At 73.0% G+C, this 15,804-nt stretch carries 12 protein-coding genes; 4 read left to right on the top strand and 8 right to left on the bottom strand.

The genetic code is table 11. The features are described from left to right. Positions 1 to 35 precede the first annotated feature (35 nt). Entirely contained in the window at positions 36 to 2,621 is a 2,586-nt protein-coding gene (locus ACQEVB_RS40175; RefSeq protein ID WP_432985003.1) for a glutamate--cysteine ligase, read from the bottom strand. 194 nt (positions 2,622 to 2,815) lie between these two features. On the opposite strand from ACQEVB_RS40175, the gene ACQEVB_RS40170 reads away from it, so the two are divergent. From ACQEVB_RS40170 to ACQEVB_RS40160, 3 genes are all read left to right on the top strand, one after another. Further along, on the top strand, positions 2,816 to 3,418 hold the full coding sequence (locus ACQEVB_RS40170) for a DUF1326 domain-containing protein (protein ID WP_432985000.1): 603 nt from the start codon (positions 2,816 to 2,818) through the stop codon (positions 3,416 to 3,418). 79 nt (positions 3,419 to 3,497) lie between these two features. After that, on the top strand, positions 3,498 to 4,343 hold the full coding sequence (locus ACQEVB_RS40165) for a DUF2182 domain-containing protein (RefSeq protein ID WP_432984997.1): 846 nt from the start codon (positions 3,498 to 3,500) through the stop codon (positions 4,341 to 4,343). A gap of 265 nt (positions 4,344 to 4,608) precedes the next feature. Beyond that, positions 4,609 to 6,474: a potassium transporter Kup gene (locus ACQEVB_RS40160; protein WP_432984994.1), complete on the top strand. Its 1,866-nt coding sequence runs from the start codon at positions 4,609 to 4,611 to the stop codon at positions 6,472 to 6,474. A gap of 17 nt (positions 6,475 to 6,491) precedes the next feature. On the opposite strand, the gene ACQEVB_RS40155 is transcribed toward ACQEVB_RS40160, so the two are convergent. Then, a complete protein-coding gene (locus tag ACQEVB_RS40155; protein WP_432984991.1) occupies positions 6,492 to 7,412 on the bottom strand; it encodes a DMT family transporter in 921 nt (306 codons plus the stop codon). Positions 7,413 to 7,769: 357 nt separating this feature from the next. Then, entirely contained in the window at positions 7,770 to 8,333 is a 564-nt protein-coding gene (locus ACQEVB_RS40150; protein WP_432984988.1) for a TetR family transcriptional regulator, read from the bottom strand. A 141-nt stretch (positions 8,334 to 8,474) separates the two neighbouring features. Between ACQEVB_RS40150 and ACQEVB_RS40145 the strand changes: the two genes are divergently transcribed. Then, the gene (locus tag ACQEVB_RS40145; protein ID WP_432984986.1) at positions 8,475 to 8,783 is read left to right on the top strand and encodes a muconolactone Delta-isomerase family protein; all 309 of its coding nucleotides are present in this window, start codon (positions 8,475 to 8,477) and stop codon (positions 8,781 to 8,783) included. Between the two features lie 55 nt (positions 8,784 to 8,838). Here ACQEVB_RS40145 and ACQEVB_RS40140 read toward each other — a convergent pair whose 3' ends face one another. From ACQEVB_RS40140 to ACQEVB_RS40120, 5 genes are all read right to left on the bottom strand, one after another. Next, a complete protein-coding gene (locus ACQEVB_RS40140; protein ID WP_432984983.1) occupies positions 8,839 to 9,954 on the bottom strand; it encodes an NAD(P)-dependent alcohol dehydrogenase in 1,116 nt (371 codons plus the stop codon). 13 nt (positions 9,955 to 9,967) lie between these two features. Beyond that, entirely contained in the window at positions 9,968 to 11,434 is a 1,467-nt protein-coding gene (locus tag ACQEVB_RS40135) for an aldehyde dehydrogenase family protein (RefSeq protein WP_432984980.1), read from the bottom strand. 100 nt (positions 11,435 to 11,534) lie between these two features. Beyond that, the gene (locus tag ACQEVB_RS40130; RefSeq protein WP_432984977.1) at positions 11,535 to 13,880 is read right to left on the bottom strand and encodes an ATP-binding protein; all 2,346 of its coding nucleotides are present in this window, start codon (positions 13,878 to 13,880) and stop codon (positions 11,535 to 11,537) included. Between the two features lie 42 nt (positions 13,881 to 13,922). Next, positions 13,923 to 14,852: an alpha/beta hydrolase gene (locus ACQEVB_RS40125; protein ID WP_432984974.1), complete on the bottom strand. Its 930-nt coding sequence runs from the start codon at positions 14,850 to 14,852 to the stop codon at positions 13,923 to 13,925. A gap of 157 nt (positions 14,853 to 15,009) precedes the next feature. Then, positions 15,010 to 15,804, bottom strand: a complete 795-nt coding sequence (locus ACQEVB_RS40120; RefSeq protein WP_432984972.1) for an IclR family transcriptional regulator — start codon at positions 15,802 to 15,804, stop codon at positions 15,010 to 15,012.

Here is a 15,804-nt window from a genome sequence, read left to right as displayed (position 1 = left end):
ACCCGTCCCCGTGTTGCGATGGTGTGTCCTGTCCCCTAGGAGGGCCGGCGGAGCACCCAGGTGTCCTTCGCTCCCCCGCCCTGCGACGAGTTGACGATCATGCTGCCCTCCGGGGCGACCCGGGAGAGGGCGACGGGCGCCACCGCCACCCGGCGCCGGTCGCCGGTGCCGGACTGGAAGGCGAACGCGCGCAGGTCCACCGCCCGCGGCCGCAGCCGCGTGCCGTCGAACACCGGGTGGGTCGACAGCGCCACCACCTCCTGCGCCACCCAGCCGGCCGGGTCGGCCCGCACCGCCTCGACGACCTCCGCCAGCTCCTGCCGGGACGCCTGCGGCCCGATCACGATGCCGCGGCCCCCGTACCCGTCTACCGGCTTGAGCACGAGCTCGGCCGCGCGGTCGAGGACCTGCTCGCGGGCATCGGCGTCGATGCACGGGAAGGTCGGCACCGACGCCAGCAGGGGCTTCTCGCCGAGGTAGAACTCGATCATCTGCGGCACGTAGGCGTAGACGAGCTTGTCGTCGGCGACCCCGTTGCCCAGCGCGTTGCCGATCACCACGGTGCCCCGGTCGACGGCGTTCACCAGCGCTCGCCCGATCGGGCGGTCCCCGGCCCCGTGGGCGGCCAACAGCTCCGCCTCGTCGATCCGCCGGTACAGCGCCGCCAGCCGTCTCCGTCCGCCGGGGCCGACGAGGTGCACGCCGTCGTCGGTCACCTGAAGGTCCCGCGGGGTCACCAGCGGCACGTCCATCCGCTCGGCGAGCAGCCGGTGCTCGAAGTACGCCGAGTCGTGCGGGCCGGCCGTGAGCAGGGCCGCCGAGTCGGCGCCGGGCTGGTCGGGGTCGGTGGCCGAGAGCAGGGCGGCGCGCAGCATCCGCGGCACCCCGTCGACCTCGACCACGCCCTCCGGCGGCTCCAGGTCGGGCATCGCGCTGCGGATGAGCCGCCTGCTGATCAGGCCGTACCCGATGCCGGACGGGACGCGCAGGTTGTCCTCGAGAACCAACCACGAGTCGGCGTCGTCGCGCACCAGGTCGATGCCGGCGACCGTCACGCGGACGGCGTCGGCGGGCACCGACCGGCCGGCCCGGTGCAGGCCGGGCGCACCCTCGACGACAGCCGCGGGCACGATGCCGTCGTCGACGATCTCGCGGGCCCCGTACACGTCGTGGAGGAACGCCTCCAGCGCCCGCACCCGCTGCGCCAGCCCGCGGGCCAGCGGCTCCCATTCGTCGGCGGTGAGGATGCGGGGCACCACGTCGAGGGGGAAGAGGCGGTCGGGTTCGTCGTCGCCGACGCGGAAGGTCACCCCGCGGGCCTGCTGCTCGGTGCGCAGCGCGCCCTCGGCCGCGGCGAGGCCGCGCCGGCCCATGCGGTCGAGCGCGTGGACCAGCCAGCCGTACTCGGGTCGCACGATGCCTGCGGTGCCCAGCACCTCGTCGAACCCGGGGGCGTGGTAGTCGTCGAACAGGCCCGACCGCGGCGGCACCGCGCGCGGTGGCCCGATGGCCGGGGTGCGGCCCTGCGTGCGTTCCACCAGCCCCGCGACGACGTCGGTGAGCTCGCCGCGGCGGCCGAACGCGCGCCGCTGCAGGGCCGCCGCACTGCCCCCCGCGAGCATCGCCTCGGCCAGGCCGCACACCTGGTCCCAGTCGCCGAGCTCCTCCAGCTCCGGCCGGACGTCGTCGAGCATCCGGTGCACCCGCTGCGGCGGCGGCACCAGCGACGGCGCGTCACCGCGACCCCTGCCGAACTCGACGAGGTCGCCCTCCAGCCCGGACCGCGCGGCCCGCCACGAGGCGGCGCGCAACAGCTCGTGCTGCACGGTGGGGAGCGGTGCGCCGGCCTGTGCCTCGGCCACAGCGCGCATCACCATCGCCCGGAACAGGCCGGCGACGAGCACCACCGCCTCCACGTCGGGGCAGGCGTCGCACACCCGCAGCTCGACGGTGGGCAGGTGCGCGCTCGGGCGGACGTCGAAGTAGACCATCCCGGCATCGCTGATCGTCCCGGACGAGATCAGGTCGGCGACCAGCGCGTCGTACTCGGCCGCGCTCTCGACGTGCGCGGGCGGGCCCGCGGTGGGCCAGCGGGACCACACGATGCTGCGGAACGACGAGTAGCCGCTGTCGTGCCCGTGCCAGTACGGCGAGCTGGCCGTCAGGGCGAGCAGCGTCGGCAGGTGCGGCGCGACGCGTTGCAGCACCTGAACCGCGGTGTCCCGGTCGGGCACGTCGACGTGCACCTGCGCGCCGCAGATGTGCTGCTCGCGCACCAGCATCTGGTACTCGTGCTGCATCCGCTCGTAGCGGGCACCGGCCGAGATCGCCTCGCTCGTCGTGTCCACGAGCGGCACGGTGCCGGCCGCGACCACGCCCAGCCCGAGCGGCGCGGCCGCCTCCTCCAGGCGGGCCCGCAGGCGCCGGAGGTGCCCGCGCAGCTCGTCGAGGGTGCCGCAGATCGGGGTGTTGGTCTCGACGAGCGAGCGTTGCAGCTCAGGCGCGAACTCGGCGCCGTCGAGCTGGTCGAGGAGGGTGTCGACCTCGGGCGCGGCGTAACCCGTCCGAAGGTCGACGACGTGGAACTCCTCCTCCGCGCCGAGCCGCGGGAGGTCTGCCATCCTGCCGACCGTAGGGCAGGGTTGTTACCGGCGGCACCCACAACGGGTTTCTCAGCCGTATGGACTCTCCCCCGCGCGGTCGAACCTGATCCCCGCACCGGTCGCGACCGTCGGTGCGCGGCTGGTTCCTGCAGCAGGCGGTTGACCGGCCCATGTCCGGGGCGGACACTTGCCGCCCTCGGAAGGAGCCGACGATGTCGTGGAACCTGACCGGCAGCTACGTCGAGACCTGTTCGTGCGAGCTGATGTGCCCGTGCAACCTCTCGTTCGATCACGGCGCCACCTATGACTTCTGCCGGGCGACGCTGGCCTTCGACATCCGTGACGGTGCGATCGACGGCACCGACGTGCGTGGACGCAAGGTCGTGACGATCATCGACACACCGAAGGTCATGACCGACGGCAACTGGCGGCTCGGGATGTTCGTCGACGACCAGGCCACCGACGAGCAGTTCGACAAGCTGGCGAAGGTCTTCGGCGGACAACTGGGTGGCCCGATGGAAGCACTGGCGCCCCTGGTCGGCGAGGTCGTCGGGATGGAGCGGGCCGCGATCGAGATCCGCGACGACGGGCTGCTGCACAGCGTCCGCGTCGGGGACGCGATCGAGTTCGAGGTCGAGGACATCGTGCCGTTCGGGGTCGACACCGGTCGGCCGGTCCGGTTCGACGGCATGTTCCACCCCGTCGGGTCGAGCCTGACGATGGCCGAGGCGCGGCGTTCGCGGATCAACGCCTTCGGCATCCAGTACGAGGGCAAGACCGGCCTCTCCACCTCGGAGTTCTCCTGGGCCGCCTGACCCCGATGAGCGAGCTTGCGAGCGAATCATCAGCACAGCGCCTGCGCGCAGTGCCGAGCTCGCGCAGCGAGGGAGAGCGGTGAGCGCGCGGGCGCAGGAGAGTCCGAGCGGAGTCGGCGGTCTCGCGCCGGCGTACGCCGCGGTCCGTGTCCGGCTCGGGCTGGTCGCCGTGCTGTTCGCCCTCGCCGGGGTCGGCTGGTGGTGGACGGCCGACCAGATGCGCGGCATGGACCAGGGACCCTGGTCGGCGCTCGGCGGGCTCGGCTGGTTCCTCGGGGTGTGGCTCGTGATGATGGTCGCGATGATGTTTCCGTCGGTCGCGCCGACGGTCGCGCTGTACTCGCGCATGACCAAGCAGCGATCTCCGCTGCTGCCACTGCTGTTCACAGCGGGATACCTCCTCACGTGGACGATCGCCGGCCTGGTGGCCTACGCGCTCGCAGCGATCCTCGGCGAGATCCCCGGCAACGTGCTCGCCTGGGACCACGCGGGCCACTGGATCGCGGGCGCCGTGCTCGTCGCTGCGGCGGTCTACGAGCTGACCCCGCTCAAGGACGTCTGCCTCGGCAAGTGCACCAGCCCGCTCGGCTTCCTGCTCGGCTCGTGGCGCGAGGGCCGCCGAGGCGCGCTGCGGATGGGAGCGAAGAACGGTGCCTGGTGCGTCGGCTGCTGCTGGGCGCTGATGGCGTCGCTGTTCGCGCTGGGCGTCATGAGCCTCATCTGGATGGCCTTCATCGCCGGGCTGATCGCCATCGAGAAGACCGTTCCGTGGCGGCGGGTGACGACGTACACGACCGTGGCGCTGCTCCTGACGCTCGGCGTGCTCGTGTTGGCCGCCCCTGACGCTGTCCCGGGCCTCACCGTTCCTGGCGACCAGATGAACCTCCCCGACCAGATGGGCGACACACCGCCGATGTCCTCCTAGGCATCGATCGCGACGACGTCGTACTCCGCCCAGGTCGTCCTGGTCGGACACGAGTCGCGCCGGGGAGTCCGCTGACGACGATCAACCCGGCGGCTCTTCGGCGTCATCTCACCCCTTCCTGCGCGTACGCTGCGCAGCCGTGCCACAGGATCGCCAGACCGGGTCGAGATCCGCCGATCGGGAGGAGACCGGCCCGGCGCGTTCCCCTTCCGCAGAGGCCCTCGATGCACCGGCCGCCCCGGGATCGTCGGCGGGTCCCGCAGGAGTGACGGCGTTGACGCTCGGTGCGCTCGGTGTGGTGTTCGGAGACATCGGCACGAGCCCGCTCTACGCGATGCAGACGGTGTTCGTGTCCGAGGGACTCCGGGCCGACGAGAGCCACGTCTACGGGATCATCTCGCTGGTCGTCTGGTCGATCACGATCATCGTCTCGCTCAAGTACGTCACCTTCATCATGCGCGCCGACAACGGTGGCGAAGGCGGGATCATGGCGCTGATCGCGCTCGTCCAGGGCGCCACCCTGAACAGCCGCGCCGCCAAGGCCGTGCTCGTCGCGCTGGGGATCTTCGGGGCAGCGTTGTTCTACGGCGACGGGATGATCACGCCGGCCATCTCGGTGCTGTCGGCGGTCGAGGGGCTCAAGGTGGTGACACCGAGCCTGGAGTCGCTGGTCGTGCCCATCGCCCTCACCGTGCTGACCGCCCTGTTCGCGATCCAGCGGTTCGGCACCGAGGCGGTCGGCCGCCTGTTCGGGCCGGTGATGGCGTTGTGGTTCGCCGTCCTCGCGGTCGCCGGGCTCGGTCAGGTCGTCCGGGACCCGGGCGTCCTGCGAGCCCTCTCGCCCGTCTACGGGATCGAGTTCTTCCTCGACGAGGGCGTGGTCGCGTTCCTCGCGCTCGGGGCGGTCGTGCTCGCGGTGACCGGCGCGGAAGCGCTGTACGCCGACATGGGCCACTTCGGCCGGCCGGCCATCCGGCGCGCCTGGTTCCTCTTCGTCTTCCCCGCACTGACGCTCAACTACCTGGGCCAGGGCGCCCTCATCCTCGACTCCCCCACGACGATCGAGAGCCCGTTCTTCCTGCTCCTCCCCGCGTGGGCGCTGATCCCGGCGGTCGTGCTGGCGACCGCGGCGACGGTGATCGCCTCCCAGGCGGTGATCTCAGGAGCGTTCTCGGTCACCCGCCAGGCCGTGGCGCTCGGTTTCCTGCCCCGTCTGAAGATCCGGCACACCTCGGAGGCGGAGGGCCAGGTCTACGTCCCTGCCATCAACGGCCTGCTCTTCGTCGCCGTCGTCGGGCTCGTCATCGGCTTCGGGTCCTCCACCGCCCTCGGCTCGGCCTACGGCATCGCGGTCACCGGCACCCTCGCCATCGACACGATCCTGTACTTCGTGGTCGTCCGAACGCTCTGGCGCAGGCCGCTGTGGCTCGTCGTGACCGGCTCCGCGCTGTTCCTGCTCGTCGACCTGGCGTTCTTCGGCGCGAACATCCCGAAGATCACCCACGGCGGGTGGTTCCCGCTCACGCTGGCCCTGGTCGTGTTCGTCCTGCTCACCACGTGGCAGCGAGGGCGCGAACTGGTCACCGCCAAGCGCGCCCAGACCGACGGGCTGCTCGTCGACTTCGTCGAGGAGATCCGCACCATGGACCCGCCGGTGTTCCGAGCGCCGGGCACCGCGGTCTGCCTCACCGCCGCCGCCGGGACGATGCCGCTGGCGCTCCGGGAGAACGTCGAGCACAACCACGTCGTGCACGAAGCCGTCGTCATCGTGTCGGTCGAGACGCGCAAGGTCCCGCACGTGCCGAGGGCCGAGCGGATCGTCGTGGACGACCTCGGCTACCGCGACGACGGCATCATGCACATCTCGATGCGGTTCGGCTTCCAGGACGAGCACGACGTGCCCGCCGCCCTGCGTCAGGCGGCCGAGCAGGGCCTGGAGGTCGACATCGACGTGGACGGCGCCACCTACTTCGTCTCCCGCATCACGATCGTGCGCGGCGACGCACCCGGGATGAGCACCTGGCGCAAGAAGCTGTTCATGGCGATGGCGAACACCTCGACGAACCCGGTCGACACCTTCTGCCTGCCCGAGCACCGCATCGTGACGGTCGGCTCCTACGTCGAGTTCTGACGCGACGGCCCACCCGGTCAACCCGCGGGTCGGCCGTCACGGACATGCGCGTCCGGTGGCTGCGCGGGTGCCACACCCGCGGCGGGCGCACGCGCGAGCACCCAGATCCCCACCGACGTCGCGACCAGGCCGCTCAACCCCAGCGCGACGGGACCGGGGGCGAGCTGGAGCGGCTCGTCCAGCACCGTCACCCCGATGATCACCGCAACCATCGGGTCGACCAGGTTCAACGTCGCGAGCGGCGCCCCCAGGCCGCCGTCGCGGTAGGCGAACTGGGCCAGTGCCAGACCGGCCACGGCACCCGCGACCGCCAACGGCCCCGTGACGAGCAGCGGGCCCATGCCGGTCACCGTCATCCGGGCCATGCCGGACGCGAACCCGAAGCAGGTCGCCGCCGCCACGGCGAAGACGACGGGGGCGACCCGGCGGGGAAGGCGCGTCGCGATCGTGGCGAGCCCGGCCGCCACACCTGCGACGACGGCCGCGGTGCCCAGCACGACGCCCGCGGAATGGGTGAGGGCAGGTGCCCGGTGCGGCGCGACGGAGAGCACCGCCGCCAGGCCGAGGGCCACCGCCACGGCGGCGCCCCACTCCGCGCGGGTCACCACGCGACCGGCCAGGCGCGCCCCCAACGGCAGCGCGAGGACCAGCGTCAACACCCCCAGCGGCTGGATCAGCGTCAGGGGTCCCAGCGCGAGCGCGCCGATGTGCAGCCCGGCCGCCGCGATCGTGGCGAGCACCGCCACCCACCACATCGGGCGGCGCAGCAGGTGCAGGATGTGCGCGGTCCCGCCGGCGTCCGGGCGCGCTGCCTCACGCTCCTGGAGCACCGCCGAGGTCGCGTAGCAGCAGCAGGCGGCCACCGCCATCACGATGGCCCAGCCGACCGTCCCGGAGTCCGGTCGCCCGAAGAGGGCCACAACCTCCACCACGGACATGAGCTCGCCTACACCCCGAACTCGATCTTCTGCACGCCTCGATGATGGCGGACCAGGGTCTCCATGGTGAGGGGGATACCCGCAGGGCGCAGCTGCACGCCTCGCACCTCGCGGTCAGGTGGGCGTGGTCCCTCGAGCACGGCGTGTTCCTGCCACTGCACCCGTTCCGTCGGGTGCCGGCGCGGTCTACCCCGGCGACGTGGGCGCGCACGGCCGGACCGGCACTCCCGAGACGATCAAGGAGCGACCTACGAGGGAGCCGGCGTCCAGGAGCGGGCCGTCGACGACCTCCATCCCAGGCACCTGAACTCCGACCGAGCATTCCGCGGAGCACCGAGTGCAGCGCCGGGGTCGCGGTCACCTGGCGGTCAGGCTCCGCAGTCGGGCGAAGGCGTCGCGGATGGAGTCGCGGAGGTCGAGGTGGTCGTCGGCGTCGATCCATCGCTGGAAGGCGACCCGGTACACCGCCACGCCGGTCTCGGCGGCCAAGCCGGCCTCGACGTCGGCGATGCCCCGCCGGCGGAGCCCGTCGGCGACGGTGGCCGCCATGTGCGCGAGCTTGATCAGTTCGCGTTCCCGGAGGTCGGTGTTGGCCATGATCACCGTGTGCCGGTTCCGGGCGAGCGCACGGTCGTGTCCGACCAGGTCGGCCACGACGTCGAGCGCGACCGCGACGAGGTCGAGCGGCGACGTCGTCGCGGGCGCCGCCTCCAGCGCCGCCAGCGACTTCTCCGCCAGCTCGGCCGAAGCGTCGAACAGGACCTCGCGCTTGTCGGCGAAGTAGCGGAAGAAGGTGCGAGCGGTCACGCCGGCCCGTTCGGCGATGTCGGCCACCATGGTCTGGTCGAAGCCGTGTTCGAGGTACAGGGCCAGGGCTGCCTCGCGCAGGCGGTCACGCGCGCCCGGCTCCCACCGTCCCATGCTGCGAGTTTAGTGCGGCTGCACACACACCGAGAGTGATGTCATCTGATGACATCACTGTGTTAGAGTGATGTCATTGAATGACATCATGCCGTCCTCGCGACCGGCTGACCATTCGTAGGACGATCGAGAGGAAAGATCATGCCGACGACCCCGGCGAAGACGTTCATGGTGTTCGCAACCCTCCGCGACGACACGGACGTCGCGGAGTTCGCCGCGCTGAGGGACGACGAACACCGGCAGTTGGAGGTGTTGCGCTCGGAGGGGAAGATCGGCGCCCACTACGTCTCCCCGGCCCGCCGGGCAACGTTCGTCGAGGTCATCGCCGCCGACGAGGCGCAGGTGGCCGAGACGCTGGCCACCCTGCCGTTCGCTCGGTTCTTCGATGCCGACGTCTACCCGACCTCGCCCCCGGACGCGGCGGAAGCCGCCCACCGGGCACGGGCGTGAGCACTCTGCGCTGCATGACGGCCGAACGCCGCCGGACACGCGGCGTCGACGACGTTCACACGTCGCTGAAGCGCACGACGGGCTTGACCGTGGCGCCGTGGTGCATGTCCGCGGCGGCCTGGTCGAGCTCGTCGAGGCGGTAGTGGCGCACGAGCCGTTCGATCGGCAGCCTGCCGCGCCGGTGCAGCTCGACGAGCTGCGGAAGGAGCGACTCCGGGTCGCCGTCGCCGAGGGTGACGCCGACGATGCGCTTGCCGGGCAGCAGGTCCTGCACGTCGAACGACGCCTCCGTGCCGGCCGGCGGGGCGCCGACCACCGCGCAGGTGCCGCGCACGGCGAGCGCGTCGATGGCGGCGCGGAGGACCGCCGGGACCGCCGTGGTGTCGATCGCGTGGTCGACCCCGCGGCCGCCGGTCGCGGCCAACACGGCGGCGGCGACGTCCTCGGTCTCGCCGTTCACCACGTGCGTGGCGCCGAGGTCCTTCGCCAGGTCGAGCCGGCCGGGGAGGCGGTCGACGGCGATGACGCCCGACAGCGGCAGCAGGTTCGCGGCCATGACGGCGGCCAGCCCGACCGCGCCCACCCCGAACACGGCGATCGTGCTGCCCGGTGCCGGGGCGAGGACGTTCCAGACGGTGCCGAAGCCGGTCTGCACGCCGCAGCCGAGCGGGGCCAGGTACTCCAGCGGCGCCTCATCGTCGACCTTGACGATGCTGCGCTCGTCGACGACGGCGTGGGCGGCGAACGACGACTGGCCGAAGAAGTGGCCGCCGAGGGGCGCGCCACCGCGGCTCACGGTGCGGGTGCCGTCGCGCCGGGTCCCGGTGATGAGGTTGTCGGGTACCCAGGTGGCGCAGTACGCGGGGTGCCCCGCCCGGCAGTTCGGGCAGCTGCCGCACGAGGTGAAGCTCAGCAGCGCCTTGTCGCCCGGCCGGACGCGGGTGACGCCGGCACCGACCTCGACGACGATGCCCGCGCCTTCGTGGCCGAGCACCCCGGGCAGGGCGAACGGGATGCCCCCGGCCCGGACGCCCAGGTCGGTGTGGCACAGGCCGGCACCGACCATCCGGACGAGGACCTCGCCGGGCCGGACGTCGTCCAGGAGCACGTCCTGCACGACGAACGAGGCTCCGGGCTCCTCCACGACGGCGGCCTGGGTGGTGGTGGTCATCGGGTCGTTCCTCTCAGCCGAGGTCGATCAGGACGGACTTGGTGCGGAGGTACTCGTCGAGCGCCTCTGGACCGTTCTCGCGGCCGTAGCCGGAGCGGCCGGTGCCGCCGAAGGGCATCTGGACGTCGAGCAGTGACCAGCCGTTGACCCAGACGATCCCGGCGCGCAGCCGGGCCGCGACGCGGTGGGCGCGGGCGAGGTTCGTGGTCTGCAGGCCCGCCGACAGGCCGTACGGAGTGCCGTTCGCCATGGCGACGGCCTCGTCCTCGGTGTCGAACGCCTGCACGGTGAGCACCGGGCCGAAGACCTCCTCCTGGACCAGCGGGGACGCCTGGTCGACGCCGGCGACGACCGTCACCGGCGCGAAGAAGCCGGGGCCGTCGTGCTCCGGCCCCGAGGCGAGGCGGTAGCCCGACTCGGCGGCCAGCTCGATGTAGCTGCGGACCTTCGCCTCGTGGGTCGGGCCGGCCATCGGGCCGACGACGGTCCCGTCCGCGAACGGGTCACCGACGGGCACGTGCCCGACGGCGCCGGTGAGCGCCTCCACGACGGCGTCGTAGACGGGCCGCTCGACGAGCAGGCGCGAGCCGGCCATGCAGAACTGCCCGGTGTTGAACACGAACGCGTTGATCGCCGTGCCGATCGCGGCCTCGACGTCGGCGTCGGCGAAGATCACGTTCGCGCCCTTGCCGCCCAGCTCCACGAGCACCGGAGTGAGCGCGGCGCCCGCGGCCTGGGCGACCGACCGGCCCACGGCGCTCGACCCGGTGAAGGCGATCTTGTCCACCCGCGGGTCGGCGACGAGCGCCCGACCTGCGTCGGCGCCGCCGGTGACCACGTTGAGCACGCCGTCGGGCAGGCCCGCCTCGTGGAACAGCTCAGCCATCCGCAACGCCGTCAGCGGCGTCTCCTCGGCCGGCTTGTGCACGACGGTGTTCCCGGCGACCAGGGCGGGCGCGAGCTTGGTCGCCGACAGGATCAACGGGAAGTTGAACGGCGTGATCGCCCCGACGACGCCGTGGGGCTCGCGGCGGGTGTAGGCGAACGCCGGGATCGACGGCGTGCGCGCGGAGCCCTCGATGCTCGCGGCGAGCTGGGCGTAGTAGGCGTAGGTGTCGGCCGCCGTCGGGACGTCGATCATGCGGGTGAACATCAGCGGCTTGCCGACGTCGAGCGACTCCAGCCGGGCGAGCTCCTCGGCGTGCTCCCTGATCAGCGCGGCGACCCGGGCCAGCACCTCGGCGCGAGCGCGCGGTGCCATGCCGGACCACACCCCCGAGTCGGCGGCCGCCCGGGCCGCGACGACGGCCAGCGCCACGTCCGCCGCGCCACCGTCCGCCACGGTCGTCACCGCCTGCGCGGTGGCCGGGTCGAGGATCGTGCGGGTCGCCCCGTCGGCCGCGGCCGCCGGGCGCCCACCGATCCACAGCGCACCGGGCGCGACGCTCGGCCGCGCATGTGTCGCGTCCTGATCCGTCACAGCTCGATCCACCGCAGCTGTCATCGCCGACCTCCTCGTCAGGGGTGGCGAGCATCACGCCGCGCACCCCGGGGCGAGGAGGGTGGAACCACCCGATCGGCTACCTGTTCCCGGAGGCGATGCGGCGTTCGGCGACCCATCCGGCGATCTGGGTGCGGGAGGTGAAGTCGAGCTTGGCGAGGATGCGCTCCAGGTGCCCGTCGACGGTCCGCGGCGACAGGACGAGCCGGGCGGCGACCTCGCGGTTGCTCATCCCCGCGGCGACCAGCTCGGCCACCTGCAGCTCGCGTGCCGTGAGCGCGACGGGCGGCTCGGCGTCGCGCGGTGTGGCCGGCCGGCCGAGCACGCCGGCGATGATCTGCGCGACGGTCGCCGGACCGCCCGTTCCCGGCGCGGCACCGATCGACCGGCCCGCCGCCTGCACCGCTGCGACGGCGGCGTCGTGATGGACGAGCAGCGGGGGCCCGAAGGCCGCGATCGAGGTGCCCGCCGCCGTCCACGCCGCATGCGCGGCGGCCAGCCGGGACGCGGCGAGCGGCATGTCGCCGGCCGACGCCGCGATCCACGCGAGCGTGTCGATCATGAGGGCGGCCCCGACGGAGTCGTTGAACGCGCTCTGGATCGTCAGTCCCTCGCACACCCGACGGCTCGCGACGGCCGTGTCGCCGCGTCGCCACGCGGAGAACCCGAGCACCCACAGGGTGTACGACCGGCAGAGCAGCTCGCCGTGCCGTTCGCTGATCTCCAGCGACCGGTTCAGGATGTCGACGACGACGTCGCGCTCGCCCCGGTGCGCGAGGGTGATCGCCTGCTGGAAGAGGCCCCAGACGAGCCCCTCGAGGTCGTTCAGGCGCTCCATGCGGTCCAGCGCGGCGGCGAAGAGGTCGGCAGCCGTGTCGAGCTCACCGCGGAACAGCGCCGCCGTGGCCCGCAGGCTCATCGCGTGCGCGACGGCCGGCTCGTCGCCCAGCCGCGCCGCGAGCTGCTCGCACTCCCCCAGCCGGGCGTTCGCCGTCGACTCGTCGCCCTGCAGCAGGGACACCCAGGCAGCGACCCACAGCGCGCGGACGCGGAGCGGGTCGGCCGCGCGGGGCAGCGCGAGTGCGGCGTCGCACCAGTGCCGACCGTCGCTGAGCTGCTCGTCCGCGTACCACAGCGGCCGCAGGCCCGCGGCGAGCCGCAACGCCGCGCGCGGGTCCGCGGTCGTCCCGGACGTCGCCGACTCGAGAGCGCTCGCGAGGTTGCCGCGGTCCGCGCGCAAGCGGGCGAGGTCGGCCTCCTGGTGACCGCTGCACCACCGCGCGGCCACGGTCTCCACCACGTCGACGTAGTGGTCCCGGTGCCGCTTCACCAGCGCGTCGGTCTCGGCGCGCTGCGCCAGCTGCTCGCGCCCGTACTGCCGGATCGTCTCGAGCAGCCGGAACCGCACACCGGCGCCGCTGTCCCGGTCGGCGAGCACGATCGACTGCGCCACCAGGTCGTCGAGCAGGTCGAGCACGTCGCCGGCGGCGAGACCGCCGTCCGCGACGGGATCGGCGTCCGCGCACACCGCCTCCGCGGCGGTCAGGTCGAACGACCCGGCGAACACCGACAACCGCGCCCACAGGGTCCGCTGCGCCGGCGAGCACAGCGAGTGGCTCCAGTCGACCATCGCCCGCAGCGTCCGCTGCCGCGGCTGCGCCGCCGACGACCCGCCGGTGAGCAGAGCGAACCGGTGTTCCAGCCGCTCGACGACCTGGTCGACGGACAGGCTGCGCAGCCGCGTGGCCGCCAGCTCGATCGCGAGCGGGAGGCCGTCGAGCTGCGCGCACAGCCGGGTCACGGAGGTGGCGTTCCCGTCCGTGACGGCGAACCCCGGATGGATCGCCGCCGCACGGTCCGACAGCAGCCGGACCGCATCGAACCGGCACGCCACCGCGGCGCCGTGCACGCCGTGCGGGTCGGGGACCGCGAGCGTCGGGACGTCGAAGACGTGCTCGCCGTCGACCCCGAGGGTGTGCCGGCTGGTCGCGAGGACGCGCACCTGCGTCGTCATCCGCAGCACGCGGTCGACGAACCGCGCGGCCTCCGTCGCGACGTGCTCGCAGTTGTCGATCACGAGGAGGACCTGGCGGGAACGCAGGTGCTCGACGATCTTGTCCAGGGCGGGACGGGTGGACCGGTCGGTGATGCCGAGCGCGGTGCCGACGGCGTCGGCGATCCGGTCGCCGCTGGTGAGCACCGCGAGCTCAACGAACCACACCCCGTCGGCGAAGGCTCGGCGCACCTCCTCCGCGACGTGCAGCGCCAGGCGGGTCTTCCCGACGCCGCCGACCCCGGTCAGCGTCACCAACCTGGCGTTCTCGAGCAGACGGCGGACGTCCCGGCTCTCGTGCCGGCGGCCGACGAACCGGGTCGTCGCGGCCGGCAGCATCGCCGCTGCCCCGCCGGGCCGCTCGTCGCTCATCGGCTGATGGTAGGAGGCACACCAGCCGATGAGCAGTCCTCGTCAGGCGCTCGCTGCCGGCGCGCGGTTCCATGCCCGGTCGAGCGCGGCGCACACCTGGTCGCGGGCTCGTTCGGCGGCCGGGACCAGGCCACCCAGCGCGAAGAAGGCGTGGATCATGCCCGGGTAGGACGTGTGCTCGACGGGCACCCCGGCCGCGGCCAGCCGCGCGGCGTACGCCGTCCCCTCGTCACGCAGCGGGTCGAACTCGGCGGTGATGATCAGCGCCGGTGGCGCGGCGGCGAGGGTCTCCTCGGCGGCGTAGAGCGGCGAGACCCGGGGATTCCGGCGATCCAGCTGCCCGACGTACTGGTCGGTGAACCAGGTCATGGCGGCCCGCGTGAGCAGGTAGCCCTCCCCGTTCTCGACGACGGACGGGTGCGACATCGTCAGGTCGGTGCCCGGGTAGAGGAGGACCTGCAACGCGAAGGTGCCGGGCAACTCGTTCGCCAGCACGGCGGCGAGGTTGCCCCCGGCGGAGTCGCCGGCCACGGCGAGCCGGGCCGGATCCCCGCCCAGCGATGCGGCGGTTGCGCGGACCCACAGGGCGGCCGTGCGGACGTCGTCGACGGCGGCCGGGAACGGGTGCTCCGGCGCCAGCCGGTAGTCGACGCTCACCACGATGGCACCTGCCCCGGCGCACAGGCCGCGCGCCACGGTGTCGTACCCGGCGGCGCTGCCCAGCACCCAGCCACCGCCGTGGAGGAAGATCAGGACCGGGTGCGGGCCCTCCCCCTCGGGCCGGTACAGGCGCGCAGGAACCCCGCCGGCCGACACGTCCTCCGTGCTGGCGACGGGCGCGGGCGCACCGGCGAAGGCGGCCAGCTGGTCGTACGCCGCCCGCGCCTCGGGCAGGGGCAGCTCGTCGAGCGGTGGAGCCCCGGAGGCGGCCAGGATGCCCAGTACGTCGCGGCAGGCAGGGTCGAGCGGCATGGGAGGACCTCCGACAGCGATTCGCCGATGAGTGCGCGTCGGGGGATCCTCACGCCGGCACGGCCGGCCGGGGAGGGTGAACCCACCCCCTCGACCACCCGTCCTGCACGACCGGATCCACCGCGACCCGCGGTCCCGCGTGGCGCCTGCTCAGGCTCTACGAGGCCTCGACGGCCGGGTCGGAGACGGGCGCCTGGTTCGGCATCACCGAGCGCCAGTGCGCGCTGCCCCCCATGTCCTGCGTGATCCCGTGGGCGGCGCGGCCGAGTGCCGACGCGATCGTGGTGTCGACGTCCAGCTTGCCGACGAGCGCCACGGTGGCGGCGATGTCGTGGTCGTCGAAGATGGGTGCGGCGAGGATGGACATACCCATCGGGGCATCCGCCCGGCTCAAGCCGACCTCGCCGACCTCGGCGACCTCGGCCTCGACGCGGCGACGCTCGCTCGGGCTCAGGCTCGCCAGGTACTGCTCCGCCGCGTGGCGGTCGCGGGAGAAGTGCAGGAACAGCTTGCCCTGCGCGGAGTCCATCTCGAGCACGGTGCCGATGCGCACGGTGATGAGGATCGGGCTGGTGCCGATCTCGCTCACCAGGGAGACCACCGGGCCCGCCGATCCCCACAACGACAGCACGACCGTCAGCCCCGTCTCGCGGGAGAGCCGGCGCATGTGGCTCGGCGCGAGGTCCAGCACGCGCCGCCGGCCCTGGGCGACCGCGCCGAGCTGCAGCAGCAGCGGCCCCGGCTCGTACGCCGTCGGCTCCTCGTGCGACCGCTCCAGGAAGCCGGCCAGTGCGAGCGAGCCGAAGTAGCGGCTCACCGTGCTGCGGTTGAGCCCGACGAGCGCGGCGGCCTCGGCGGCGGTGAGGCGCGGCCGGTTCACGGTGAACAGCGCCAGCAGCTGCCCGACCCGCTGCACCGCCTGGATGTCACCGGTGCCGCCCGCGCTGGCCAA

This window comes from Pseudonocardia sp. CA-107938, assembly GCF_050936315.1.
In the GTDB taxonomy this organism is placed as follows: Bacteria; Actinomycetota; Actinomycetes; order Mycobacteriales; family Pseudonocardiaceae; genus Pseudonocardia.
This window is presented reverse-complemented; position numbering and strand designations above follow the sequence as displayed.

Excerpts from the sequence above, each read along its gene's own strand:
- ACQEVB_RS40130 (WP_432984977.1), bottom strand. The coding sequence starts at position 13,880 with ATGAGCGACGAGCGGCCCGGCGGGGCAGCGGCGATGCTGCCGGCCGCG.
- ACQEVB_RS40155 (WP_432984991.1), bottom strand. The coding sequence starts at position 7,412 with ATGTCCGTGGTGGAGGTTGTGGCCCTCTTCGGGCGACCGGACTCCGGG.
- ACQEVB_RS40145 (WP_432984986.1), top strand. The coding sequence starts at position 8,475 with ATGCCGACGACCCCGGCGAAGACGTTCATGGTGTTCGCAACCCTCCGC.
- ACQEVB_RS40140 (WP_432984983.1), bottom strand. The coding sequence starts at position 9,954 with ATGACCACCACCACCCAGGCCGCCGTCGTGGAGGAGCCCGGAGCCTCG.
- ACQEVB_RS40175 (WP_432985003.1), bottom strand. The coding sequence starts at position 2,621 with ATGGCAGACCTCCCGCGGCTCGGCGCGGAGGAGGAGTTCCACGTCGTC.
- ACQEVB_RS40150 (WP_432984988.1), bottom strand. The coding sequence starts at position 8,333 with ATGGGACGGTGGGAGCCGGGCGCGCGTGACCGCCTGCGCGAGGCAGCC.
- ACQEVB_RS40125 (WP_432984974.1), bottom strand. The coding sequence starts at position 14,852 with ATGCCGCTCGACCCTGCCTGCCGCGACGTACTGGGCATCCTGGCCGCC.
- ACQEVB_RS40170 (WP_432985000.1), top strand. The coding sequence starts at position 2,816 with ATGTCGTGGAACCTGACCGGCAGCTACGTCGAGACCTGTTCGTGCGAG.